General features: G+C 63.8%; 23 protein-coding genes and 1 other RNA gene. 8 read left to right on the top strand and 16 right to left on the bottom strand.

The features are described from left to right. Genes GEV37_RS08640 through GEV37_RS08620 form a run of 5 tightly spaced genes read right to left on the bottom strand, consistent with a single transcriptional unit; the run spans window position 1 to window position 7,004 of the window. Window positions 1-1,758, bottom strand: a complete 1,758-nt coding sequence (locus tag GEV37_RS08640; protein WP_227389842.1) for a M14 family metallopeptidase — start codon at window positions 1,756-1,758, stop codon at window positions 1-3. Then, window positions 1,755-2,603: an ABC transporter permease gene (locus tag GEV37_RS08635; RefSeq protein ID WP_227389841.1), complete on the bottom strand. Its 849-nt coding sequence runs from the start codon at window positions 2,601-2,603 to the stop codon at window positions 1,755-1,757. Before GEV37_RS08635 ends, GEV37_RS08640 begins: the two co-directional genes overlap by 4 nt. A 9-nt stretch (window positions 2,604-2,612) precedes the next feature. Further along, window positions 2,613-3,536, bottom strand: coding sequence for an ABC transporter permease (locus GEV37_RS08630; RefSeq protein WP_227389840.1), 924 nt, complete (start codon window positions 3,534-3,536; stop codon window positions 2,613-2,615). A gap of 57 nt (window positions 3,537-3,593) precedes the next feature. Beyond that, window positions 3,594-5,114: an ABC transporter substrate-binding protein gene (locus GEV37_RS08625; protein ID WP_227389839.1), complete on the bottom strand. Its 1,521-nt coding sequence runs from the start codon at window positions 5,112-5,114 to the stop codon at window positions 3,594-3,596. Between the two features lie 42 nt (window positions 5,115-5,156). Further along, entirely contained in the window at window positions 5,157-7,004 is a 1,848-nt protein-coding gene (locus tag GEV37_RS08620) for an ABC transporter ATP-binding protein (RefSeq protein ID WP_227389838.1), read from the bottom strand. 213 nt (window positions 7,005-7,217) lie between these two features. On the opposite strand from GEV37_RS08620, the gene GEV37_RS08615 reads away from it, so the two are divergent. The 5 genes from GEV37_RS08615 (at window position 7,218) to GEV37_RS08595 (ending at window position 12,044) form a co-directional block, all read left to right on the top strand. Next, window positions 7,218-7,748, top strand: coding sequence for a winged helix DNA-binding protein (locus GEV37_RS08615; protein ID WP_227389837.1), 531 nt, complete (start codon window positions 7,218-7,220; stop codon window positions 7,746-7,748). A 322-nt stretch (window positions 7,749-8,070) separates the two neighbouring features. Next, a complete protein-coding gene (locus GEV37_RS08610) occupies window positions 8,071-9,039 on the top strand; it encodes a LysR family transcriptional regulator (protein WP_227389836.1) in 969 nt (322 codons plus the stop codon). 59 nt (window positions 9,040-9,098) lie between these two features. After that, window positions 9,099-10,067: a TRAP transporter substrate-binding protein gene (locus GEV37_RS08605; RefSeq protein WP_386111441.1), complete on the top strand. Its 969-nt coding sequence runs from the start codon at window positions 9,099-9,101 to the stop codon at window positions 10,065-10,067. 57 nt (window positions 10,068-10,124) lie between these two features. Next, a complete protein-coding gene (locus GEV37_RS08600; protein ID WP_227389834.1) occupies window positions 10,125-10,688 on the top strand; it encodes a TRAP transporter small permease in 564 nt (187 codons plus the stop codon). Between the two features lie 51 nt (window positions 10,689-10,739). Next, entirely contained in the window at window positions 10,740-12,044 is a 1,305-nt protein-coding gene (locus tag GEV37_RS08595; protein WP_227389833.1) for a TRAP transporter large permease, read from the top strand. Here the strand turns inward: GEV37_RS08595 and GEV37_RS08590 are convergent. The 7 genes from GEV37_RS08590 to GEV37_RS08560 all read right to left on the bottom strand — a co-directional run bounded on the left by GEV37_RS08590 (window position 12,041) and on the right by GEV37_RS08560 (window position 20,390). Then, a complete protein-coding gene (locus GEV37_RS08590) occupies window positions 12,041-13,570 on the bottom strand; it encodes a sensor domain-containing diguanylate cyclase (RefSeq protein WP_227389832.1) in 1,530 nt (509 codons plus the stop codon). The two genes, GEV37_RS08595 and GEV37_RS08590, sit on opposite strands and share 4 nt — an antisense overlap. Before the next feature lie 376 nt (window positions 13,571-13,946). Further along, entirely contained in the window at window positions 13,947-14,594 is a 648-nt protein-coding gene (gene otnC / locus GEV37_RS08585; RefSeq protein ID WP_227389831.1) for a 3-oxo-tetronate 4-phosphate decarboxylase, read from the bottom strand. Then, a complete protein-coding gene (gene otnK, locus GEV37_RS08580; protein ID WP_227389830.1) occupies window positions 14,591-15,877 on the bottom strand; it encodes a 3-oxo-tetronate kinase in 1,287 nt (428 codons plus the stop codon). The genes otnC and otnK overlap by 4 nt, the downstream gene beginning before the upstream one ends. A gap of 1 nt (window position 15,878) precedes the next feature. Further along, window positions 15,879-17,384: a tripartite tricarboxylate transporter permease gene (locus GEV37_RS08575; protein WP_227389829.1), complete on the bottom strand. Its 1,506-nt coding sequence runs from the start codon at window positions 17,382-17,384 to the stop codon at window positions 15,879-15,881. 37 nt (window positions 17,385-17,421) lie between these two features. Then, window positions 17,422-17,883 (bottom strand): tripartite tricarboxylate transporter TctB family protein, encoded by a 462-nt coding sequence (locus GEV37_RS08570; protein WP_227389828.1) that lies wholly within the window; start codon window positions 17,881-17,883, stop codon window positions 17,422-17,424. An 81-nt stretch (window positions 17,884-17,964) separates the two neighbouring features. After that, window positions 17,965-18,927: a Bug family tripartite tricarboxylate transporter substrate binding protein gene (locus GEV37_RS08565; protein ID WP_227389827.1), complete on the bottom strand. Its 963-nt coding sequence runs from the start codon at window positions 18,925-18,927 to the stop codon at window positions 17,965-17,967. Window positions 18,928-19,007: 80 nt separating this feature from the next. Continuing rightward, complete coding sequence (locus GEV37_RS08560) at window positions 19,008-20,390, bottom strand: flagellar biosynthesis protein FlgA (RefSeq protein ID WP_227389826.1); 1,383 nt, start codon at window positions 20,388-20,390, stop codon at window positions 19,008-19,010. A gap of 286 nt (window positions 20,391-20,676) precedes the next feature. Between GEV37_RS08560 and GEV37_RS08555 the strand changes: the two genes are divergently transcribed. Further along, a complete protein-coding gene (locus tag GEV37_RS08555) occupies window positions 20,677-21,342 on the top strand; it encodes a GntR family transcriptional regulator (RefSeq protein WP_227389825.1) in 666 nt (221 codons plus the stop codon). On the opposite strand, the gene mgtE is transcribed toward GEV37_RS08555, so the two are convergent. The 4 genes from mgtE to smpB form a co-directional block, all read right to left on the bottom strand. Continuing rightward, window positions 21,332-22,687 (bottom strand): magnesium transporter, encoded by a 1,356-nt coding sequence (gene mgtE, locus GEV37_RS08550; RefSeq protein WP_227389824.1) that lies wholly within the window; start codon window positions 22,685-22,687, stop codon window positions 21,332-21,334. The two genes, GEV37_RS08555 and mgtE, sit on opposite strands and share 11 nt — an antisense overlap. 123 nt (window positions 22,688-22,810) lie before the next feature. Then, window positions 22,811-23,011: a hypothetical protein gene (locus GEV37_RS08545; RefSeq protein WP_227389823.1), complete on the bottom strand. Its 201-nt coding sequence runs from the start codon at window positions 23,009-23,011 to the stop codon at window positions 22,811-22,813. A gap of 108 nt (window positions 23,012-23,119) precedes the next feature. After that, window positions 23,120-23,499, bottom strand: a transfer-messenger RNA (tmRNA) gene (gene ssrA / locus GEV37_RS08540). Window positions 23,500-23,543: 44 nt separating this feature from the next. Next, window positions 23,544-24,035 carry an SsrA-binding protein SmpB gene (gene smpB, locus GEV37_RS08535; protein ID WP_227389822.1) on the bottom strand — a complete coding sequence of 164 codons (492 nt, stop codon included), beginning with the start codon at window positions 24,033-24,035 and terminating at the stop codon, window positions 23,544-23,546. Between the two features lie 125 nt (window positions 24,036-24,160). On the opposite strand from smpB, the gene GEV37_RS08530 reads away from it, so the two are divergent. Together GEV37_RS08530 and GEV37_RS08525 are read left to right on the top strand one after the other, a co-directional pair. Then, window positions 24,161-24,595, top strand: coding sequence for a type II toxin-antitoxin system RatA family toxin (locus tag GEV37_RS08530; protein WP_227389821.1), 435 nt, complete (start codon window positions 24,161-24,163; stop codon window positions 24,593-24,595). Next, window positions 24,585-24,905, top strand: a complete 321-nt coding sequence (locus tag GEV37_RS08525; RefSeq protein ID WP_227389820.1) for an RnfH family protein — start codon at window positions 24,585-24,587, stop codon at window positions 24,903-24,905. The genes GEV37_RS08530 and GEV37_RS08525 overlap by 11 nt, the downstream gene beginning before the upstream one ends. Window positions 24,906-24,909 lie beyond the last annotated feature (4 nt).

Below are 24,909 nucleotides of genomic sequence, written 5' to 3'. Positions count from 1 at the left end.
CTAGGGCAGCGTCATCGACTGATAGCGCTGGTAGGCGCTCATGATGGTCTCGTACTGTACCTGGTGAGCCATCACAAAATCATCGCCGTAGATCGTCTCGTCGGGATATTCGGTGATCAGCTGAAGCGGGGTGAGCTGAGCGTCGTCCCGGGTCAAAAGGTAAGGAATGTCGTGACGCACGGCGAACTCGAGTTGCCCGGCGTGGGCCTCGAAGGCGTCGATCTGGCGGCGGTTGTAGTCGATCAGTCCCGGGACCGTCGCCAGATGCGCCGTCACCGCCTCGAGCAGCGCTTCGGCCTGGGTTTCCCAGCCTTGATGATAGCGAATGACGAGGAAAAACCCCTTGGGAATCGACCACAGCTCGAAGTTGCGCGGCACGTAGCCGGTCAGCGGGCGCGTCCACTCATGGGCCGGATAGCCGTGCAGGTTGATGTGAAGCTTGGCGCCGCTCATTGCGCGGGCGCGCTCGCGAATGGCCAGCTCGAACTCGCCACCGGGGCGCTGCGCCTGCAGGTCGCTGCCGAAGGCCGTGTAGCGCGCGGCGTGGTGCATGTGGGTCGGCTGCTCGCTGACCAGCCGCTGCTGCAGCCGATAGCCGTCCGGGTTTTCCAGCGGCGAGAGCACGAAGTGGGCCGCGGGGCTGGCGGCAAGCGCCTGCCCGGCGCGCAGCGCGCCGACGATGCCCGAGGGCTCGTTGGCATGCTGGGCGGCGCTGATCATTACCGCGCGCTCGGTGCCCTGGCGGTAGCGAGCATGGAGCGTGCGCCCGCTGCGGCTTGCGGCCGCGAGCGCCTCGCCATCGAGGGCGTCGAGCTCGGCGTGAATGCGCGCCACGCTCAAGGGGCGCTCGACGCGCGCAAGAGCCGCTTCGTCGTTCGCGATATCCGGCTCGCTGCGGTCGAGCGGGGCGAGCGTGACGACCAGCGAGATCGGCGCGCCCGGGCGGGTCTTGATCTCTGGCACGATCTGGCCCGGCTGGATCGAACGGTCACCCGAGGGCAGCCCCGCCAGACGCTGATACACCTCCAGCAGCGAGAAGTAGAGCTCTTCGTGCAGCGCCTCGGCAAGGCTTACGTGCTCGAGGCCGAAGGGCAGCGGCGTGTCCTGTGCGGGCAGGGTGACGCTGATGTTGAGCTCCTCGAAGAACGGCTGCTCGGCGGGCCACTCGGCCCCGGTGACGGCCTGCATGGCCGCGTCGAACAGCGCCGGGTAGTCGCAGGCGTAGAAGGCGCTATCGCCTTCGCCGTCGGCGTTTTCCCAGGCGACCCAGCCGCAGGGCGAAAGCTGCCAGGCCTCGACGTGGTCTTGGTGATGGCGGTTGGGGGCGGCGATGCGAACCTGCTCTTCGCGGCCATCCGCGTAGCCGAGCGCCAGCTCGTAGTAATAGAGCGCGGTGGACGGCGCGCAGTCGACGGCCTCGAAGCTCAGCGCGACGCCATCGTCCAGCATTCCCGCCAGCGGGTAGGCTTCGAGCACGAAGCGCTTGGGTGCCTTGGTGGGCGCCGGATAGCGCACGTGCAGCCTGCGCAGCCCGTTTGCGTCAAGCTCCTCGAGTACGTAGTGCACCAGCGGCTTGTAGGCGCTGCGAAAGCGTGCGGTGATGCCGCGCGCCGCCAGCGTCTTCTCGGCGTGCTGGCGGGCGGCGCGGTCGTCGAACACCCAGGCATCCAGAGTGGCACCGGGGGCGAGTTCACGTTCGAAGCGCGCAACGAGCGCCTCGACGCTGCGCTCGAAGGTGGTATCGAGTAGCGTGGTCATCGTGAGGTCCGCCCTGTCGGGTCGAGGGTGTCGCGCAGCCAGTCACCCAGAAGGTTCAGCCCCAGCACCGTAAGCAAGATCGCCACGCCCGGGAAGACGCTGACCCACCAGGCGGTCTGCAGATAGGTGCGGCCTTCGGCCAGCATGCCGCCCCAGCTCGGGATGACCGGGTCGACCCCCAGACCCAGGAAGGTCAGGCTGCTTTCCAGCAGGATGTTGTTGGCCACGTTCAGCGTCATCAGCACGATTACCGGACCCAGCAGGTTGGGCAGCAGGTGCTGGAACAGGATGCGCCAGTCGCGCACGCCGATCGCCTGGGCCGAGAGAATGAACTCGCGATCCTTGAGCGATAGCACCGAGCCGCGCACCAGGCGGGCGTACTGCACCCACTGGGAGACGATCAGCAGGATGATCATGTTGGAAAGCCCCCCGCCGATCACCGCGATGAAGGTGATTGCCAGCAGGATGAACGGCAGGGCGAGCTGCACGTCGGCGAAGCGCATCACGATCATGTCGATGACGCCGCCGTAGTAGCCGGATAGAAGCCCCATGACGATGCCCAGGACCACCGCGCCCAGCGCCGAATAGAAGCCGACCTTGAGCGAGATCTCGCCGCCGATGATCACCCGTGCCAGCACGTCGCGACCCAGCGGGTCGGTACCCAGCGGGAAGCTGCCGTCGGCCATCGGCGGCGTCAAGCGCATGGCGAGATTGACGCCGCTGGCGCCGTCGGGGAACAGCCAGCCGGAGAACAGCACGGCAAAGCCGATACCGCCCACCAGCAGCGCCCCCATGATGAATTCGAAGCTCTTGAAGCGCTCGAGCTTCAGTGCATTGATCGTCATGGCAATCCCCTAGCTCTTGCGCACGCGCGGGTCGACGAAGCCGTAGGCGATGTCGACCAGCAGATTGATGGAGATGATCAAAAGCGACAGCACCGTGATCACCCCTTGCAGCACCGGATAGTCGCGCGCAGCGACGGCGTCGAAGGCGAGCGTGCCGAGCCCCGGCCAGTTGAAGACGCGCTCGATGACCACGATGCCGCCGAGAAGCCCGCCGAACTGCAGGCCGAAGTAGGTGATCAGCGGGATCGAGCAGTTGCGCAGCGCGTGTTTGTAGAGCACCACCGAGTCCGACAGCCCCTTGGCGCGGGCCACCATGATGTACTGCGAACGCAGGGTTTCGAGCATGGTGGTGCGGACCAGGCGTACGTTGGTGGCGGTCAGGATGATGCCCATGGTGGCCGCCGGCATGATGAAGCTCTGCCAGCCTTCCATGCCGCTGGGCGGCAGCAGGTTGAAGGTGATGGAGAGCAGCAGCACCAGCATGATCGCCAGCCAGAAGTTGGGAAAGGAGAGCCCCACCAGCGAGACGACGCGAATCACCTGGTCCGGCCACCGGCCTCGCGAGACCGCCGCCTTGACGCCGAGCGGAATCGACAGCGCAATGGAGACGAACATCGAGGCAAACGCGAGCGCAAGCGTTGCCGGCAGCGCCCGGCCGATCAGATCGCCCACCGGCGTGCCGCCCATGAAGCTGCGGCCCAGGTCGCCGGTGAACAGCCCTTTGAGGAAATTCAGGTACTGGACCAGAAACGGCTGGTTGAGACCCAGCGCCTCGCGAATGCGCTCAAGGTCGGCTTCCGTGATGCTGCCGGCGCCCTGGGCGAGCATGACGGCGGGGTCGCCGGTCAGGCGAATCGCGAACGACACGATCAGGGTGACCGCCACCAGCACGAACAGCGCCTGCAGCAGTCGGTAGAAAAGAAACTTGGCCACGTGGCCTCTCCTCGCAATAACGGACGGCCGCCGCCCGGAGGCGGCGGCAGGTTGGGCTTACTCGGTGACGTCGACGTCGGTCAGGCGAATCCGGTTGTCCGGCGCCGGCTCGAAGTTCTCCACGCGGCTACCCACGCCGTACAGTGCGTTCAGGCTGTAGAGCGGCATCTCGAGTGCCCGCTCCTTGGTGTAGCGCGCCACGAACTGGAGCAGCGTCTCGCGCTCGGCGCGGTCGGTGATGCTGCGCTGGGCGTCGAGCATCTCGTCGAGGGTTGCATCGCTGTCGTAGGGGTTCCAGCGCTCGCCGGAGTGGTACATGAGGTAGGCGGTGTTGTCGAAGTCGAAGGTCCAGCCGCCCCACTTCTGCTGGAACATCGCGCCGGTACGTCCGGCGGGAATGATGTCGTTGAGCAGCACGTTGGTTTCGTAAGGCTGGATGGAGGCGTTCAGCCCCACGCCCTGCAGGTAGGCGGCGACCACCTGAGCCACTTCGGCGAAGGTCGCGTCGTTGCCGCGGATATCGATCTGAAGCTCGGTACCCGGCTCGACGCCCGCTTCCGTGAGCAGCGCCTGAGCTTGCTGCGGATCGAAGGGGTAGGGCTCGAGAGAGGCGTCGAAGCCGAAGGACTGCTCGCCCTGGAAGCTTGCGATCACGCTGCCTTCGCCGGCAAGGATTGAATCCACGATGGCCTGGCGGTCCACCGCCATGATGATCGCCTGACGCACCCGTTCATCGGCGGTGATGCCGGACTGGGTGTTGAAGCGCAGCGCCTCGACGGTGGGCGAGGCCACGCTCACGACTTCCGCATTGGGGTGGGCGTTGATCGAGTCAATCATACCGATGGGCACAGTCGGCGGCAGCACGATGTCGACCCGACCGGCCTGGAGTTCCGCCACGGCGGTGGAGGGCTCGGAGATGAAGCGGTAGGTGACGCTGTCGAGCTTCGGCGCGCCGCCCCAGTGCTCAGCGAAAGCCTCGAGCTTGACGTCCGAGCGCGGCGTGTACTCGACCACCTTGAACGGACCGGTGCCGACCGGGTGGGTATCGAAATACTCCTCGCCGTGCTCCTCGATGTAGCCCGGCGGCACGATCATCGCCCCGTAGGCCGCCAGCTTCGTCAGCAGCACCGGGTCGGGCTGGTAGAGGAAGAAATCGACGGTGGTGTCGTCGACCACGGTGACGTGGGAGATCGCCGTGTAGTTGGAGCGCTGCGGGCCGCGCGCGCCTTCGTCACCGAGCAGCCGGTCGAAGGTGAACTTCACCGCTTCGGCGTCGAAGGGCTCGCCGTTGTGGAACACCACGCCTTCGCGCAGCGTGAAGCGGATGCGCTTGCCGTCGTCGAGCTCTTCCCAGCTGGTGGCCAGCCCCGGCACCAGCTCGAGGTCCGGGCCGCGATAGGTCAAGCCGTCGAAGATGTTGGTGCCCACCGAGGCCCAGTTGACCAGGAAGGTGTCGATCGGGTCCCAGCTGCCCGGATCCTGGGGCGAGGCGATGGTCAGCGAGCCCGCGTGACTTGCGGACGCGGCGGCCATGGCCACGGCCAGGGTGCATGCCTTGAAGAGAGTCGTCTTTTTCATCGTTGTGTTTCTCTTGGGTGGTTGTTCAAGGGGAAAGCAGCGCTACGAACGCAGGGAGGCGCCGTTGCGGGAGACGAAGTGGCCGGCGGTGATCTCGTCGAGCGGATAGACGGTGGGTTCATCGCCCACCCGACGAATCGGACTTGGAATATCGCCCTCCAGCAGCAGATGCTCGCGGCGATGGTGCGGGTCGGCGACCGGCACCGCCGACAGCAGTTTTTTGGTGTAGGCGTGCTGGGGCGCGTCGAACACCCGCTGGCGCGGGCCCATCTCGACGATCTGACCCAGATGCAGCACCGCCACGCGGTGGCTCATCTTCTCGACCACCGCCATGTCGTGGCTGATGAACAGGTACGCAAGCCCCTCTTCGCGCTGAAGCTGCATCATCAGGTGGATGATCTGCGCCTGGATGGAGACGTCCAGCGCCGAGAGCGCTTCGTCGGCGATGATCAGTTTCGGCTTGGAGGCCAGCGCCCGGGCGATGCAGATGCGCTGGCGCTGGCCGCCGGAGAACTCGTGCGGATAGCGCTCGCCGTGCTCGGGCGAAAGGCCGACGCGTTCCAGAAGCTCGCCGACGCGCTGCTTGATGCGCCGCTCGTCGCCCATCAGGCGATGGGTGCGGATCGGTTCGGCGATCGAGAAGCCCACGGTCTTGCGCGGGTCGAGCGAGGCGAAGGGGTCCTGGAAGATGTACTGCACCTGCTGACGCAGCGTCATCTTCTCGGCGCGGGACATCTCGGCCACGGGCTTGCCGGAAAAGACGATGTCGCCGCTGGTGCTCTTCTGAAGCTGCTGAATGGTGCGCCCGATGGTGGACTTGCCGGAGCCGGATTCGCCTACCAGCGCCAGAGTCTCGCCGGGCTGGATATCGAAGCTGACGTTCTCGACGGCGTGAACCCGATGGCTCACGCCGCCGAAGAAGCCCTTGTGGATATCGAAGCGGGTCACCAGATTGCGCACGCTGACCACCGGCGTTTGTTGCACCTGCACGGTGTCCTGGAGCGTGGCTTCGCCTTGGGTCACGACCTTCTCGCCGTCGAAGATTATTAGCGGCTCGGCGCGGGGGAGCGCCTCGCCTTGCATGCTGCCGAGTGTCGGCACTGCCGCCAGCAGCGCCTGGGTGTAGGGTTTCTGCGGCGCGGCGAACAGCGTAGCGACGTCCGCCTCCTCGACCTTTTCGCCGTTGCGCATCACCACCACGTGGTCGGCCACCTCCGCCACCACGCCCATGTCGTGGGTGATGAAGATCACCGCCATGCCGAGCTCTTTCTGCAGATCCTTGATGATGGCGAGAATCTGCGCCTGGATGGTGACGTCCAGCGCCGTGGTGGGTTCATCGGCGACCAGTACCTTGGGTTTGCAGGCCAGCGCCATGGCGATCATGACCCGCTGACGCATGCCGCCGGAGAGCTGGTGCGGGTAGCGCTTCAAGAGCGATTCGGCATCCGCCAGGCGCACCAGGCGCAAAAGGCGCAGCGCCTCTTCGCGCGCCGTGGCGCGGCTGTAGTCGCCGTGCAGCCGCAAAACCTCGGTGATCTGGTCGCCCACGGTATAGACCGGGTTGAGCGAGGTCATCGGCTCCTGGAAGATCATCGAGATCTCCTTGCCGCGAATGCGCCGCATCTCCTTGTCCGAGAGCGCGGTCAGCTCCAGCGGCGCGCTGTCGCTCGTGCGCCGGTACAGGATGCGTCCCTTGGCAATGGTGGCGTTGAGGTAATGCACCAGGCCCATGGTGGCCAGCGACGTCATCGATTTGCCCGAGCCGGACTCGCCGACGATCGCCAGCGTCTGACCAGCGTGCAGGTCGAATGACAGATCCTTGACGACACGATGGGACCCGAAGGCGATATCGAGCGACTGGACGGAAAGCAGGGGAGGTGTTGATGACACGTGTTTACCTGTACTTTTTATGTAATTTATCCAGAAATTATCTTCAAGATGTCGGTATGTCAATTCAGCATTCGTCATGCCGATGGGGTCAATGGTCTTGACCGATAGCAAGAAGTCGTTTGCCAATCGGCGTGGAAAAGGCCGATCATGAAGGGGCCGGGTTCGCCGCGTGCGACTCGAGACGCCTTCGATATCAACTATAAAGAGCACGCCATGAGTAGAAAGAGCCCTGCCGCACCCACCAAGCGAGGGCCGATCGTGTCTTCCGAGCACTTGTCACACAAAGCGCAGGAGCTTTCCGAGTTCGAGTTTGGGCTGATCATCTCGAGTAACGCCTTCAACCGCTGGATGGTGCGCTGCATGGCGGCCACCGGCTACCCGGAGCTCGGCGCACTGGACGTGCTGGTACTGCACAGCGTGAATCATCGCAGCCGGGCCAAGCGCCAGGGCGATATCTGCCTGGTGCTCAATGTCGAGGATACCCACACGGTGACCTATGCGCTGCGCAAGCTGGTGAAGCTCGATCTGGTGGTAGGCGAGAAGCAGGGCAAGGAGACGCTCTTCCAAACCACCGAGCTTGGCCGCGAGGCCTGCAAGCGCTACGCCGAGATTCGTGAGGCGTGCCTGATCGAATCGCTGGACTCGATGGGCATCGAGCGCAGCGAGATCAGCAAGGTGGCCGGGGTGCTGCGCGCCATGTCCGGCCTTTACGACCAGGCGGCGCGCTCGGCAGCCTCGCTCTAGCGTGAAGGTGTTGTCGATGGTACTCATCGGGAATTTCTATCTTGCTGTTATGCGTGAAAAAAGGGTTGACGACCGCAGGCGTTGAGATTATCAACGTAGAATAGCCATACGAAAGCAATAAGATGAAGCAGCCTTCGATCGCTCGACCCTTCGGGCAGCGAAGAAGCGCTTCGCGGAGTGGAACCTGCACTCCTGATCCATGCGCCCGCATCCCGTAGTCTTCGGGGCGGATGCTGGAGCTACCTCATACCGCGGCAGGCGGAACGCCTTTTGCAAGCTTGTGGGCCGACCGGGTCGCCGCGCGCGTGGAGACGGCAACACCATGCTCGATTTCAAGGAGCTCGAAGCCTTCGTCTGGGCAGTGAAACTGGGCTCGTTTCGCAAGGCGGCGATTCGTCTGTGCCTGACACAGCCTTCGATCTCGGAGCGTATCTCGCGGCTGGAGTCGACGGTCGGCGAGCTGCTGCTCGAGCGTTCGGCGCGGCCGATCCAACCCACCATGCGCGGGCGCGAGTTCTTTCTGCACGCCCAGCGCATGCTAGACCAGCGCGACGAGGCGATGCGGCTGTTCGACAGCGACGAGGATTTCTCGGCACCGCTGCGCCTGGGAACCGTCGAGACCATCGCCCACAGCTGGTTTCCCGATTTCATGCGCTCGCTCACCGAGCGCTATCCCAAGCTGAGCATCGAGCTCACGGTGGACTATTCGCTGGCATTGAACGAGCGACTCATCGCCAACGAACTGGATATCGTGCTGGCCATGAACGGGTTTCTGCCCGTCGACCAGGTCGAGTACCTCGCCCTGAATCCTTACGAAATGGGCATGTTCGTGGCGCCGCACCACGCAGAGCTACTGGGGCAGTCCCCGTTTGCCTGGCTCGAGCGTCTGCCGTTCATCTCCTTCGGCAAGGCGGCGCGTCCCTACCAGGAACTGGCCGCCTATTTGGCCGATCAAGGGGTGGATGACCCGCATATTCATAGCGTAAGTACGCTGATGACCATTGTACGCTTGACCACGGAAGGGTTGGGAATCGGTGCACTGCCGGTTTCCACGGTGCTCGAGCAGTGGCAGGGCGGCGAGCTGTGTCGGCTGGATCTGCCACGGCCTTTGCCGGCGATGTACTACGACATTATCTGGCGCAAGGCCAGTCACCCACGCTTTTGCAAGAGCGTGGCACGGATGGCGCAGACCTGTTCGCGCGCCTATGCCAACGATCGGGCGAATCAGGTCGCCCCTTCACGTTTCGATGGGCAGTGGTTGAAGGCGCCACCCTTTGCCGACGCACCCTGAACGAATGACCAACGCGATAATCGACTATAAAGAGAGCGAGGAACCACCCCATGCGATCGATGAAACCCCTAGTAGTGGCGCTGGCCTGCGCCATGGCCACCGGTGCCCAGGCCGCCGAGTGGACCATGGCCACACCCTACGGCGATGCTAGCTTCCACACCCAGAATACCAAGCAGTTCGCCGAGGACGTTCGCGATGCCACCGACGGTGAGTTGACCATCACCGTGCACAGCGGAGGCTCCCTGGTATCTCACGGCGAGATCAAGCCCTCCGTGCGCCGTGGCACCATCGACGCCGGCGAGGTGTTCATGTCGGTGCTCTCCAACGACGACCCGATCTTCGAGGTGGACACGCTGCCGGGCGTGGCGGGCAGCTACGACGACGCCTTCGCGCTCTGGCAGGCGACCAAGCCGATGATCACCGAGCTCTTTGCCTACGAGGGGCTGATACCGCTCTACGCGGTGGCCTGGCCCGCCCAGGGCATCTACACCGCCCAGGCGCTGACCGATCCGGCTCAGTTCGAGGGGCTCCGGGTGCGCGCGCCGAACATCAACACCCAGCGCTTCGTCAACAACCTGGGCGGCAGCCCCACCGAGACCGAGGAGTCGGACATCCCGACGGCCTTCAGCACCGGCCGTGTCGATGCGATGATCACCTCGAGTTCCACCGGCAACGCGATGAGTGCCTGGGACTACGTCTCGGACTACACCGACGCCAACCTGTGGCTGCCCAAGAACATCGTGTTCATCAGCCAACGCAGCTTCGACCGGCTGGATGAAACCACCCAGCAGGTGCTCATGGACGCCGCTGCGCGTGCCGAGGAGCGGGGCTGGCAGATGAGTCGTGAAGATAACCAGGCGAGTCTGGCCGCACTCGAGGAGAACGGCGTCAGCGTCTCCGAGCCCAACGCCGAGGTGGCGGCAGCGCTGCAGGCGGCCGGCGACGAGCTGTATCAGGATTGGCTCGAGCGTGCCGACGAGGAAGCCGAGCAGGCACTCGAAAGCTATCGCGCCCAGATCGGCGAATGACCTGTCGGGGAGAGGCGTCGGCCTCTCCCCGCTGGCGCTCCATCCGAGGTAGACACCATGTTATTCAAGCTCGACAAGCTCTATCGCCTGGGCGCGTGGGGGGCGGCTGCCTGCATGATCGCGATCTGTGCGCTGATCACGCTACAGGTCTCGTTTCGCCTGATCGATGCGCTGCTGGTGCTGGTGGGCCAGGCCCGGCTCGGCATCAGCATCACCGGGGTCTCCGAAATGGCCGCGTATCTACTGGTCGGGGCGACCTTTCTGGGCCTGGCCTATACCTTCACCCACCATGCGCACATTCGCGTAACGCTGCTGATCGCCAAGCTGCCTTCGCGGGTGCGGGTGTGGTTCGAGGTCGCCGCGCTGCTCGTGGCGCTCGCCATCAGCCTGGTGCTCGGGTACGGCCTGATCGAGCTGGCCCGGGAGAGCCTCCAGTACAACGACGTTTCATCGGGCTTTCTGAAGCTTCCGCTGTGGATTCCGCAGGCCGTGCTGGTCACCGGCGTGGCGCTTCTGTGCCTGGCGCTGATCGAGGCGCTGGTGATCGCACTCAGGATCGCCGTGCGCGACCCGTCGAGTTTTCGCGAAGCCACCGCCACCGACGATAGCGAGATGCATTGATTCGCCGGCCGCCAAGCCAGCATCGAACGATAAACCCCTGGAGAAGCCTTCGTGCTACTACTGAGTCTGGTCACCATCGTCACCCTGTTCGCGCTGCTGGGCAGCGGCGTCTGGGTGGCCTTTGCATTGATGGGCACGGCCTGGGTCGCGCTCGAATTCTTCAGCCCCTTCGCGCCGGGCACCGTGCTCGCCTCGGACTTCTGGGGCGCCAGCTACGGCTGGGATCTCACCGCGCTTCCCATGTTCATCTGGATGGGTGAGATCCTGTTTCGCTCGGGGCTTGCGGACAACATGTTCCGCGGGCTCTCGCCGTGGCTCAATCGCCTGCCGGGGCGCCTTTTGCACACCAACATCATCGGCAGCGGTCTGTTCGCCGCGGTGTGCGGCTCGTCGGCCGCCACCTGCGCCACCGTGGGCAAGATGACGCTGCCCGAGCTCGAGCGTCGTGGCTACGACAGCAGCCTCGCGATCGGCACGCTCGCCAGCGCCTCTACTTTGGGGCTTCTGATTCCGCCGTCGATCGTGCTGATCGTCTACGGCGTAGTCACCGAGCAGTCGATCTCGCGGCTGTTCATGGCCGGGGTCGGCCCGGGACTCATGATCCTGGCGCTGTTCATGGGCTACCTGATCGTCTGGGCGCTGGTGAAGGGCGAGCGCGCGGGATTGACCGGGAGCGACGAGGCCTCGATGAGCCTGGGCGAGAAGCTGCGCAGGACGCTATCGCTCTTGCCGATTCTGCTGCTGATCGGTGGCATCATCACCTCGATCTACGGCGGGCTTGCCTCGCCCACCGAAGCGGCGGCCATCGGGGTGGTGCTGTCGATGATCATCGCGCGCTTCAACGGCCACTTCGATCGGGCGATCTTCACGAGTTCACTGTTCGCCGCGATCCGCACCGCCTGCATGATCGCCTTCATCATCGCCGGAGCATCGTTTCTGACCTCCGCCATGGGCTTCACTCAGGTACCCATGCGCCTGGCCCAGACGATTAGCGAAATGGGGCTTTCCCCGACCATGCTGCTGGTCGCGTTGACGCTGCTGCTGCTGGTCATGGGCTGTTTTCTGGATGGCATTTCGCTGATTCTGCTGGTCACGGCGATCATCATGCCGGTCGTCAGCGCAGCGGGGTTCGATCTGATCTGGTTCGGCATTTACCTGGTCATCGTGGTGGAAATGTCGCAGATCACCCCGCCGGTCGGCTTCAACCTGTTCGTCATCCAGAGCCTGACCGGCAAGGACATCCTGACGATCACCAAGGCGACGCTGCCGTTTTTCCTGCTGATGCTGCTTTCGATCGCGCTGCTGCACCTGTTCCCGGCCATCGCCCTGTATCTCCCCCGGGCAATGACGGGTTAATGGCCGTAGACCGCCACGCCGCTGCGGCCCGAGCGCTTGATGTGATACATGCTCTGGTCGGCGGCGGCGATCAGCTCGTGTTCGCTTGCGAACATGCCGTCTTCCAGGCAGGCGATGCCGATCGACACCGAGATGTAGAGCGGGCCGAACTCGCTCCGGGCCATGGGCTCGCGGTCAAGCAGCGTCATGATGCGCTGGGCGAGCTGGCGGGCGCTTTCTGCGGTCTCGTCGGGCAGGATGATCAAGAACTCCTCGCCGCCGTAGCGGCCCGCCACGTCGGTGGCTCGTACCAGCGAGGAGAGCGCCTGGCCGAAGCACTGCAGTACCTCGTCGCCGGTGCCGTGGCCGTGTTCGTCGTTGAGCGCCTTGAAGTGATCCAAATCGATGAAGACGACCGTCATGGCGCGTTTTTCGAGGCGACAGCGCGCGAAGTGCTCGTGAAGCTGCTCTTCGAGCCAGGCGCGGTTGGCAAGCCCGGTCAAAGGGTCGATGCGGCTGCGCTCGAGCAACTGGCCGTGGCGGCTTTCGAGCGCTTCGAGCGTTTCCTGCTGGGCCTGCAGACGAGCGCCAAGAACGAGCGCGTGCTGATACAGCAGCTGCTTGGCTTCGGTGAGCACCTCGACGCTGTCCAGAGGAAGCGGAATCGCCAGCTTGAGCAGATCGCTCAACAGCGCGATCTGACGATGCATGGCGTAGAAGAGCGCCTCGAGGATGACCACGTGCTCGGTATTGGAGACGGAAAGCTCGTAGAGCAGCGTCGAGAACGCGCGCGCCGGATTCGCCGAAAGCCAGGCATCCGCCAGTGGACCGGAAAGCCGTACGCACACGGCGACATTGTCGTCGGTGAAGACGCTATCGTGGCTCTCGTTGATGGCGTGCACGAGGCTTTCGGGCAGCCCCCACCGGGCGGCGATCCAGGCACCCACCAGCGTATGGTCGCAGCCGAAATGATGGCGCTCGTTCTGGGCCAGCTGCATGTGGGATTGATCGTGTCGTTCGTAGAGTGCTTGCGCCTGGGCCGGGAACGTCATCTGCAGCGCCAGCACGCCGATGTCCTGCAGCAGGGCGACGGTGAACACGTAGCCCAGCCGATCCGGGCAGAGTTTCTGGGCCAGTTGGCTCGCGATCGCCGCCGCGGCGATCGCGCGCTGCCAGATAGGCACCGCCGTTTCGTTGGCCTCGATGTCCTTGAGCAGCGTGAAGCTCAATACGGTCGCGATCGTCGCGTCCGTTCCCAGCCGTTGGGTCGCCTCGAGCCCGGTGCAAGCCGAGCCCGCCGCGTTGAGATGGTGGGCGCTGTTGGCGGCGCCGATCAGTCGCGCGGTGAGCGCGGGATCGTGTTCGATGACGCTGGCGTAGTCCTGGAGCGAAGCATCCGGCGAGCGCGCGACCTCGAGCACCTCGAGCGCTACGGCGGGCAGCGATGGCAGGCTGGGCGCGCGGGCAAGGGATTTTGCCAGCATGGGCGGCAGCTTCGCTGTCAAGGTGTCATAGAGCGTGTTGTTCACCGCTGAAAGGCTCGTCATCTTCTCTCCAAAGGCACTGTTCAGCGCAGTAAGCGGCCATCATGAATCGCGCTAGCATATACCCTCGGCTGCGCGGCGTCGCCACCTAAGCGCCCCGGCGCATTGACGACACCCGTGCGACCACAGCGAGCACCTCGCTGGCAGCGCTGGCCTCAAGGGGGGCCTGCATCGACCAAAGATGGGACGCCCGCCTCGTTTCGTCAATTGCCTAAAGGTGCACAGGGGCGTGGCGGTCGAGTTCACCGACTTGCCATGGACGTGAAAAGCCGCGCTTGGGCGCGGCTGGTGGGCGAGAGAGGCGGCGTCTGGCGTGAAACGCTTGAAGCGCTGGCGGTTTCGGTGAACGGTAGCCAGGCACGAATGTAGCCATGCAGGTTCAGTCGCGCGGGAACCTGGCCTCGAGTTCGGCGACCTGCTCCGGGGTCAGGGTGCGCGGGCTTTCGCCGCGCAGCAGCAAGAAGAGCTTGGCGGTCTCCTCGAGCTCCTCGGTGGCGTAGACGGCGGCCTCCAGGTTCTTGCCCGCCACCACCGGGCCGTGGTTGGCCAGCAGCACGGCGCTGTGCTTTCCCGCAAGCCCACGTACCGCGTCTCCCAGCGCCTTGTCGCCGGGAATGTGGTAGGGCACCAGGGGCAGCTTGCCCACCCGCATCGCGTAGTAGGCGGTGATCGGTGGAATGCAGTCGCAGGGGTCGATGCCCGGCAGGCAGGAGACCGCGACGGAGTGGGTGGAGTGCAGGTGGACGATGGCGCCGGACTGAGGACGCTCGTCGTACATCGCCGTGTGCAGGAAATGCTCCTTGGTGGGGGCATCGCCACTCACCAGGCGACCGTGCGGGTCGAGATGCGAGATGCGCGCCGGGTCCAGTCGACCCAGGCACGCGTTGGTCGGCGTCATCAGCCAGCCGCCGTCCTCCAGGCGTACGCTGATGTTGCCGCTCGAGCCCATGGTCAGGCCCCGGTCGAACAGCGACTTGCCGAGAAGGCTGATCTGCTCGCGCTGGCGGTTCTGCTCGTGAATGCTCATGACAATACCTCGAAGGCGCGGGTGAAGAAGTCGACGCCGCCGAAATTACCCGATTTCAGCGCCAAGGAAAGCGGAGCGGTGTGGCCCTTGAGCGTGGCCTGAGTCCAGGGCACCCCCGGGTCGATCTGCTCGCCGATGCGCAGCGCCGAGATCCTGAGGGCCGAGACCACCGCCCCGGAGGTTTCGCCGCCGGCCACCAGCAGTCGTCCCACGCCTTCATTGACCAGCGTTACCGCCAGTTGACTCAGGGCGCACTCCACCAGTTCTCCAGCCCGCTCGACGCCAAGCCTTTGCTGAGCGGCCTGGACCTTCGTCGGGTCGGCGGAGGCGTAGATCAGCACCGGTGCGTCTTGCTCGATACGATCCAGGGCGAAGGCCAGCGCCTGCTCCCACTGCTCGTCGCCCAGTGCCAGGGCGTTCGGGTCCAGAGCGAAGCCGGCGCCGGGATGACGGCCTAGGAAGTCGTCCACCTGGGCAAGGGTCGCCCGGGAGCAACTGCCCGATAGCACCAGTGCCGCGCCGCAGGCGGGCGACAGGCGCCCGGGGGTAGCGATTTCGTCGAGCCAACCCTTGGCGCGGTATTGGGCGGGCAGGGCCTGGCCGAGCCCGGAGCCGCCGGTCACCAGCGCGAGATCGACGCTGGCCTCGGCGAGAACCTCGAGATCGGTATCGTCCACGCTATCGCAGATGACGTGGCGCACGCCCTGATCCGCGAGCTCGGCCAGACGCTGGCGGGCGGCATCGGCGCCGCGCCCGAGCGTGGCCCGGTCGACCAGTCCCACCCGGTGCGGGGTCTGGTGCGAGAGCACGCGTATCAGGTCCGCATCGGTCATGGGCGTGAGCGGGTGGTGCTGCATGCCGCTATCGTTCAAGAGCCGGTCGCCGACGAACAGGTGCCCCTGGTAGACCGTGCGCCCGTTGATCGGAAAGGCAGGCACCATCACGGTGTGGCGGGCGCCCAGGCGTTCGAGCAAGGCGTCCGCCACCGGGCCGATGTTGCCCCGCTCGGTGGAGTCGAAGGTGGAGCAGTACTTGAAAAATATCTGACGAGCCCCCTGCTCCTGTAACCACGCCAGGGCAGCGAGGGAGTCGCGAACGGCGTCATCCGCGGGACAGGAACGGGACTTCAGCGCCACCACCACCGCGTCCACGTCGCTCAGATCTGCCGGGGTGTCGGGCACGCCGATCACCTGGACGCAGCGCATGCCGCCGCGCACCAGATTGTTGGCAAGATCGGTCGCGCCGGTGAAATCGTCGGCGATGGCACCCAGTACGAGCGTCATGTCATTCTCCAAAGGACGGGCCGGTGGCGGCGCGACGGCGCGCGCGCTTGACCAGCGGCATGAACAAGGTGACAGCGAGCAGCAAGAGCGCCACTGCCAGCAGCGTGGCACTGATCGGGCGAGTCAGGAAGATCTCGAAACTGCCCTGGGACATGGACAGCGACCGGCGCAGCTCGCTTTCGGCGATAGGGCCGAGCACAAGGCCAAGGATGATCGACACCATGGGGAAGTTGATCTTCTCGAGCAGATAGCCCAGCACCCCGAAGCCGAGCATTAGCCAGACATCGAACATGGAGTTGCGCACCGAGTAGGTACCCACCACACAGCACATGATGATGATGGGACCCAGCGCCGAGTAGGGCACGTTCAAGAGCTTGGTGAACAGCACGATGAACGGCTTGGAAAAGAGCAGGATCATGAAATTGACGATGAACAGCCCCGCAAAGACCGCGTAGATCAGGTCGCTGCTGGTAAGCATGAACATCGGCCCCGGCTGCAGGCCGTGCATGATGAAGGCTCCCAGGATGACCGCGGTGGTACCGCTTCCCGGAATACCGAGGGCGAACAACGGCACCAAGGCCCCCATGGCCGCGGCGTTGTTGGCGGATTCCGGCGCGGCGATGCCTTCAGGCGCCCCCTTGCCGAATTTTTCCGGATGCTTGGACCAGCGCACCGTTTCGCTGTAGCTGACCATGGCCGCGGTGCTCGCGCCGATACCGGGCAGGATGCCGATGATCACCCCGATGATCGAGGAGCGAGTAAGGGTATTGCCGATCTGGCGCAGGATGGGCAGATCGAAGATCTTGACCTTCACCTTGGTCAACGGCTGGTGGCTTTCATGGTCCAGGGTGCGCTTCATCACCTCGGACACGGCGAACAGCCCCACGATGACCGGAATCAGGCCAACGCCCTCGGCCAGATTGAGGTTGCCGAAGGTATAGCGGCTGGTGCCGGTCAGCGGGTCGATCCCGATGGTGGCGATGAAGAGCCCGAGGGCAGCGCCGATCAGGCCGAAGATGAGCCGCCCACCCAATGAGGCCACCACGGTCAGCCCCAGCACCGCCAGGGCGAAATATTCCGGCGAGGAAAACCGAAGCGCCATGGTCGCGAGCATGGGGGTGAAGACGATCAGTGCGATGGTGCCGACGAGCCCGCCGATGGCGGAGCTCAGCACGCCGATGCCCAAGGCCTTTCCGGCTTCGCCGCGCTGGGTCATCGGGTAGCCGTCGAAGGCGGTCATCACCGCCTCGGGGGTGCCCGGGGCACGGTAGAGAATTGCCGTGATCAACCCCGAGAAGACCGTGGCCCCGTAGATGGCGGTCAGCACCATGAACGCGGTGGTGGGCTCCATGCCATAGGTGACGGGCAGCAGGATGACCACGAGGATCACGCCGCTGATGCCGGGCAGGGCGCCACCGATGAAGCCAATGAAGACCGCAGAGGTCAAGAGCAGCAGGTTCAGTGGCTGCATCACCACCGCCAACCCGCCCAAGAAATTTTCTAGCATGTTCGACTCCCTGGAAAGTGAAGGTAAGGGGGCAGCCTCAAGGCATGGGGATGCCGAGCAGGGTGACGAACACGCCCTGCATCAGCGCCGCGGCAACGATCAAGGTGATCAGGATGGTGACCCAGGAGCGGGCGCCAAGCAGCAGGGTGCCGAGCAGCGTGAAGACCAGACTGGCCACGAGAAACCCCACGCTCTGCATCAAGAGCGTGTAACCCACGGCGGCGGCGATGAACCACCAGTGGCGAAAGCGCCCGGCCCCGAGCGCCGGGCGCTGGGTGTCGGGTTCATCGTTGACGGGCGCACGGGCGCGGTCGCGCCAGGTCAATGCCAGAAGCACGACACCCAGCACCAGCAAGACGACGATCAGCGTCAAGGGCCAGACGCGCGGGCCGATGAAGGTGGAAACCTGGGCGGAGCTTGGGAATTGCAGCGTCGGGTAGAGCGCGACCCCCGCGAGCGACACGATCCCCAGTGCAAAGAGAGTGATCCTGGCGTGCATGATAAGTCCTGAGGGAATATCGGAAGACCGGCCCTGGGGACCGGTCTTTTGAACGAAGCGTCAAAGGAGCCCGATGAGGGATCAGTCGTTTTCCAGCAGACGCGTGTACAGCTCATAGTTGCTTTCCAGACGCTGGCGGTACTCGTCGCCGCCCATCCAGCCATCGCGGTAGTCGAGGTTGACCCGCTCGGCGTAGGCCTGGTAGTCCTCGGAGTCGAAGACGGTCTTGAAGGCGTCTTCAAGGCGCGCAACGATCAAAGCTGGCGTATCCGCGTGCACGAAGATGGCCCGGTCGTTGCCGTCGGTGAGTTCCCAACCGTTGTCCACGGTGGTGGGCACGTCCGGGTAATCCTCGAGACGCTCGTCGCTGAAGACCAGGATCGGCGCCATCTGGCCTGCATCGATGTAGCTCAGAAGCGGACTCAGGGAGGTGGTGGTGGCGTCGATGTTGCCGCCGAGCACGTTGGCGGTGGCGTTGCCGGTGCTGTCGTAGGGAATGAAGTTCATGTCCAGGCCCGAGGCATCCACCAGCGACAGAAACGCCATGTGGTCCGGGCTCGCTGTGTGGGTACCGCCCACGGTGACCTTGCCCGGGTTCTCTTCGGCGTAGGTCTTGAAGGCGTCGAAGTCCTCGAAGCGCTCTGGATTGACGAACAGTGCCATCACGTCAGACTGCATGCGCGCCACCGGTGTCAGCTGATCCAGGCCTACCGGATTCTGACCGGCCGCCAGAGAGGTCACGAGGGTGGTGGAGGCGAAGTCCAGGGTGTGGCCGTCGGGCTCACCGTTCGCGGTACGCTGGTGGGCCAGCGCTCCAGAGGCGGCGGGCAGGTTGACCACGGTGATGCGGGCACCGCCAATGGCCTCTTCAAACATCGGGCGAACCACCCGGGCGAAGTTGTCGGTACCGCCGCCGGCGCCAGCGGCCACCAGAAACTGGATGGGCTTGCTGGGGAAATCGTCGGCGTCGCTGGCAACGGCGCCGGTGGTGGTGCCGAGCAGGGCCAGACCGAGGGTGGCGTACTTGAAGTAGTGAGCAGGCATTATGTTCTCCAGAGTGTTTGTTATTGCTTTCGGCTATGCTGCCGGACAACGACGACGTTGCCCGGCATCGCTTTCGCGGGTTACATCGAGAAAAGAGCGTCCTGGGCCAGGCGCAGCGCCTTGAGCTTGCTGTCCGGCAGGTCAACGTCCGCCAGGGTGATGAGCTGACCAGGGGCAATGTCGCGCAGCACCTTCGCACCGGGCAGCAGGTAGAACGGCACCCTCGCGTCGTTGGCCAGGGCCTGGGCGGGGTGGATCTCCGGGCGCAGGCCGTCGATATGACGGTGATGGCCTTTCATCTCGAGCAACTGCCCCGCCGGGATGGCCAGGGTGGCCCGGGCGGTCAGGTCAAATTTCGGTGTAGTCGCCTCGCCGCCGCCGGAGCTTAGGCCATTGAGCACCGCATCGAGCAGTGAAATGGGCGCTTCCAGACCAAGCAGGTGACGCGGCAGGTAGATCATGGCGCTGTCACCGCTGCGGCTCATCACGTGACCCTTGCCCCGCAGCAGTTGCCACACGTGGGGGTCTTCACAGCGCACCACAACGAACACGCCGCCAGCAAAGCTCAGCTCGTCCGGACGGCGCAGGCAGTTGAAGACCTCCAGACGGCGGCCGCCCTCGAGCACTCCCCCGTGGGCCTGGGTGTCCAGCAGGGTGGGCACTTCGATGGTACGCAGCACCAAGGCATGAAATTCCGGCAGATCCGGCTGCAAACCGGTGGCATTGGCGACGTTGACCATCTCGCAAAGATCCGGCACCGAAATCTGGGGGATGGCGGCGAGCACCTCCCCTCGTGCCTTCACTGTGGCGCGGGCATCCTGGTCTTCCAAGGCCCACAAGGGGGCCAGGTCCCGGGCGTCGTACTCGCTGTCGTTGCAACGCACGACCCCTGCCGACTCGTCCCAGATGAAGTCGTATTCGCTGCTCTTGCCGGCGGCGATGATTTCGAAGCCCAGGGTCTCCGCCCAGGTGAGAAGGCCGACCAACAGGCTCGGCTGATCGCCGTCCAGAGGGGTGAAAAGACGCCCTTGCTCCATGGCCAGGCGGGTCAGGTAGGGGCCGACGACGGATTCGGTCTCCTTGGTGGCGATCCCCACGTGCTTGCCGGCCAGCAGTGCGCTTTCTGCGTACTGGGCGCCAACGTCCGGTATGCCGGTGGACTCGACAAGAATGTCGAAAGGCAGTGCCTTGATGGTATCGAAAGAGGAGGCCGCGACGAACAGGCCTTTGTCCCAGGCTTGCTGAGCGTCGCTTTCCGAATGGCATACCATAATGTCGCTATCCGCCACGCCCGCATACCGGAAGGCTTGTGCCGCTCGTTCCGGATTGATGTCGATGGCGATACGCGCCGAGAGCTGTTTCATCTGACGCGCCTGGCGCAGCACGCCGCGGCCGAAGTCTCCCGCACCGGCCACGCAGGCTTCCACGATAGCGGTCGGCTCGAAATGCTGTAAATAATTCATGGTGAAGGGTATTTCCTGATAAGGCCAACGATGCTGCGATACAGCGACGGATGCAGACATACTTCGATGCCGTAAAGGCAAGGCATGCAGACCGTGGAAATGTAGTGGTATACCATTTATAGGGTCAACGGGTTGAGCCTGCTACTTTAGTCGACAATGGTATTTATGGTTATATAAGTAACTGTTAGTTATAAGTTATTATAAAAATGCAAATTGGCATGACGAGTTTGAAAGGTTTTTTTTGGTATGCCATTCTGCTCCATCACTATGAAAAGCGAATAACGCTATGGAAGAAACCGTTCAAAACGCCCACGCGGGGTTGGTCGAGAAGGTCGCCCATTACCTGCGCGAGCACATTGTCATGGACCATTTCCAGCCGGGCCAGCGTTTGCCGGAACGTACACTGGCCCTGGAGCTCCAGGTGTCCCGAACGCCCTTGCGTGAAGCACTCAAGATCCTCGCTGCCGAGGGGCTGGTGGTCATCTCCCCGAATCGCGGCGCGGTCGTGGCAGAGGTGAGTGCGGCGGACATGAAAGAGAAGGCGTATGTGCTGAGTGTCCTCGAGCAGGCCGCCGCCGAGTTGACCTGTGCCGTGGCGAGCGACGAGGACATCGCCGAGTTCCAGGCACTCCACTATGAAATGAAGGCGGCGTTTCTACGTCGCGACCGGCAGAACTACTTTCGCTTGAATCAGGATATCCACAACCGGATCGTGGCGCTTTCGGGTAACGCCACACTGATCGACATGCATGCCAACTTGAGTCGCCAGCTCTATCGCGTTCGCTATCTTTCGAACCAGAAGAACGACAAGTGGGCGAGTGCCATGGAGGAGCATGAAGCCATCCTCGCGGCTCTCGAGGCCCGCGACGGCAAGCGCGTAGGCCACGAGTTGCGTAATCATCTAGGCAAGACCTGGATCAAGTACGCCAATGGCGAGGCCGTCACAAGATAATCAGCGTCGCCAGCCCCAGAAATGACAGAAAGCCCACCACGTCGGTCACGGTGGTGAGGATGACCGCACCGGAGAGCGCCGGGTCGATCTTGAGGCGCTTGAGGATCAGCGGAATGACGACGCCGGAGAGGTTGGCGAGACTCATGTTGACGAAGATCGCCAGGGTGATGACCAGGGTGATGAGGGCCTGGCCGAACCATACGTACGAGATCGCGCCGACCACCAGGGACCATACCAGGCCGTTGCTCATGCCGACCATGAGTTCCTTGTTGTAGAGCCAGCGCGTGTTGTCGCCGACCAGCTGGCCCAGCGCCAGACCGCGAATCACTACCGTGAGCGTCTGGCTACCGGCGATGCCGCCCATGCTGGCGACCACTGGCATGAGGATGGCCAGGGCCACGATCTGATCAAGCACGGCCTCGAACTGGCCGATCACGAACGCTGCCAGGAAGGCGGTGAGCAGGTTGAGCCCGAGCCAGAGGCCGCGGCTCTTGGCGCTGCGCAGGATGGGGGTGAAGACCTCCTCCTCGTCGCTCACCCCGGACATGTGCTTGAGCGTCATGTCCGCGTTGTCCTGGGTGATCTCCAGCACGTCGGCGGCGTTGAGCTGGCCGACCAGGATGCCGTCGGCATCGCACACCGGCACGAAGGACAGCTCCTTGGAGCGCAGCAGCACGGCAGCGTTGTTGACGCGCATCTGGTCGTTCAGGGTGAAGGAGTCGACCATGTACTCTTCCACTCGCGCTTCCTGGGGCTGCTTGACCAGATCGATCAGTGTCAGCGTGCCGAGCAGGCGCTTCTCCTTGTCGGTGATCATGATCTGCTGCGACTGATCGTCGAGCAGGTGATGGATGCGGATGTAGCGCTGCACCGCCTCGAGGGAGACGCCCTGCTTCACGTTGACGGTTTCCGGGTCCATGTAGCGGCCCACCACGTCCTCCTCGTAGGCGTGCAGGTTTTCCACCTGGGCGCGGATGTTGTCGTCGAGGCTGGCGTAGACGCTGCTCTTGGTCTCGTCGTCGGTGACGTCGAGCACTTCCGCAACGTCCTGGGCGTCGAGCCCACGCACGATGGTTTCCAGGTCGCTTGCCGAGAGATCCTCGACGTAGTCGGCGCGGATCTCCTCGTCGACGCCGGCGAGCACCTCGCCGATGTCCTCCGTCGGGATGAGCGGCCACAGAAGATCGCGGGTCTTCTGCGGGAAGGACTCGAGGATTCGAGTGGTCTCGACGGTCTCGAGCGCGTTGAACAGCGCGGCGAGGGCGGGCGTGTCCTGTTCGTCGAGGCGCTCCTGGATGTAGAGAAGCCGGGTTTCGTTGTCGGGGTGTTGATCGTCGTCGGCCATCAAAGCCATCCTTGGAGAGTGAATCGGAAAAGGCAGGCTCAAGCGGGCCGCGGTGACAGTGTGCAGTAAGTGACAGTATGAATAAAAAGCCCCGCACGAGGAAAGCACAGGGCCTTGCAATGGCTACTTCTTGTTCTTGCGCATGAACGGCAGCACCTTCGCCATCGTATCCGCCATGACCTGATCCAGCGGCGTGTGGTCGAGGCTGATAGCGGCCCGGGCGGCGGTATAGGTGCCCTTGTACTCCCGGGCGATCGCCTCGTCGCTCACGCTCTCGGGAATGCCTTCGTTCTGGCGAATCACGTCGATGATCTTCTTGTCCATGGACAGGCTCCAGCAGTGGGTCATTCCAGTGTAGCCCAGCCTACAGAGCGGCCCGCCAAACGACAGGCACAAAAAAAGCACCCAAAGGTGCTTGATTTGCGGGGTGTCTGGTGGAGGCGGCGGGAATTGAACCCGCGTCCGCCAGCACTTGCCCATCGGCTCTACATGCTTAGATTTCGTCTTTTGCTTTGACGCTACCGGCTCCGACGATCAGGATCCGGCCGCGCGAGCCTTCTAAAGTTTAACGGTTGACGAGAAGACACCGCCAACCGCGGTCCTATCAGCTTTAGCTCATATCCCCTTCGCGATGAATAGGCACATCACCGCAGGGCCAGACAAGAAGCTAGCAGGGTTTAAGCTGCCAGCGCGCCTTGAGCGTAGTTTTCGTCGTTTGCGACTATTTTTCGTGATGTGGTATTTACGAGATACATCACGCTCTCGGCATGCACCTCAGGGTTTGTTACCAGCGTCGAAACCATGTCGCCCCCTAGGTCAGAACACTAGTCTAACGTGCTCGACTTCAATTGACCAGCTAGGCGCGGTTATGTTCCCGCATGATCCGGCCTTTTTGACGACTCCAGTCGCGGTCTTTCTCGGTGGCCCGCTTGTCGTGAAGCTTCTTGCCGGTCACCAGCGCCAGTTCGCACTTCACCTTGTTGCGCTTCCAGTAGAGTTTCAGCGGCACGCAGGTGTGGCCCTTGTCCTGGGTCACGGAGAAGATCTTGGCGATCTCCTTGCGGTGCAGCAGAAGCTTTCGAGTGCGGGTGGGGTCGGCGATCTCGTGGGTGCTGGCCGTGTTGAGCGGCGTGATGTGGCTACCCAGCAGCCACGCCTCGCCGTTGCGTATCAGAATGTAGGTGTCGGTGAGCTGGGCATTGCCCGCGCGCAGGCTCTTCACTTCCCAGCCGGCAAGCGCAAGGCCCGCCTCGAAGGTCTCGTCGATATGGTACTCGAAGCGCGCCTTCTTGTTCTGGGCAATGGAGCTGCTGCTGGGGCCCTTGCTGTTACCTTTCTTCGTGGCCATGGAACCTCGTCGTCTAGTCTTTCGGTAGCCCCCTTCGTCATGAGGGTAGGCGTGATACCATTCAAGGTCTGAAAATATGCGTCCCATGATACGCTGTGGGCACTGTGAAGTCAGCGGAGAGGTCAATGCCAACCGTCAATCGTACCGCCCTGGTGCGGCACACTCCTCAACAGATGTTCGATTTGGTGAATGACTTCGAACGCTACCCCGAGTTCCTTCCCGGCTGTCGCCGTGCCCGGCTGATCGAGCGCGACGAGACGCATCTGGTCGGCGAAATGACCCTGGGCCGCGCCGGTGTCGAGCAGACCATCACCACCCGCAACGAGCTGGAGGCGCCGGAGCGTATCGAGCTTTCGCTGGTCAATGGGCCTTTCAAGCGCTTGAAGGGGCGCTGGCTTTTCACCCCGATGGGCGAGGATGCCTGCAAGGTCAGCCTGGAGATGGAGTTCGAGTTCGCCAATCGGCTGCTCAGCATGGCCTTCGGCAAGATTTTCCAGCAGATCGCGGGGCAGTTGGTGGATGCGTTCACCAAACGTGCGGACGAGCTGTATGGCCGGTAGTGCGGAAAACGCCCCGTTTCTCGTCGAGGTCGCCTTTGCCACGCCTGCCTGCCAGCGTGTGGTGAGTGTCGAGGTCATGGGCGAGACGACCGCCCGCGAGGCCGTTGCCCTTGCCGGGCTCCCCTTGCTCTTCCCCGAGGTGTCGCCGGCTCTGTTCGACGAGGCGCCGCTCGGCGTCTTCGGCAAGACGCTGCGCGAGCCGCAGCGCCAGACGCTTTCGCCGGGCGATCGCATCGAAGTGTATCGCCCGCTCGAGATCGATCCCAAGGCTGCCCGCCTGGCGCGCGCCCGGCGCCAGGCGAAGCGCTAGCGCG

This window comes from Vreelandella malpeensis, assembly GCF_020622355.1.
Taxonomy (GTDB): Bacteria; Pseudomonadota; Gammaproteobacteria; order Pseudomonadales; family Halomonadaceae; genus Vreelandella; species Vreelandella malpeensis.
The sequence above is the reverse complement of the archived record's forward strand: the minus strand, read 5'-3'. Positions and strand labels throughout refer to the sequence as shown.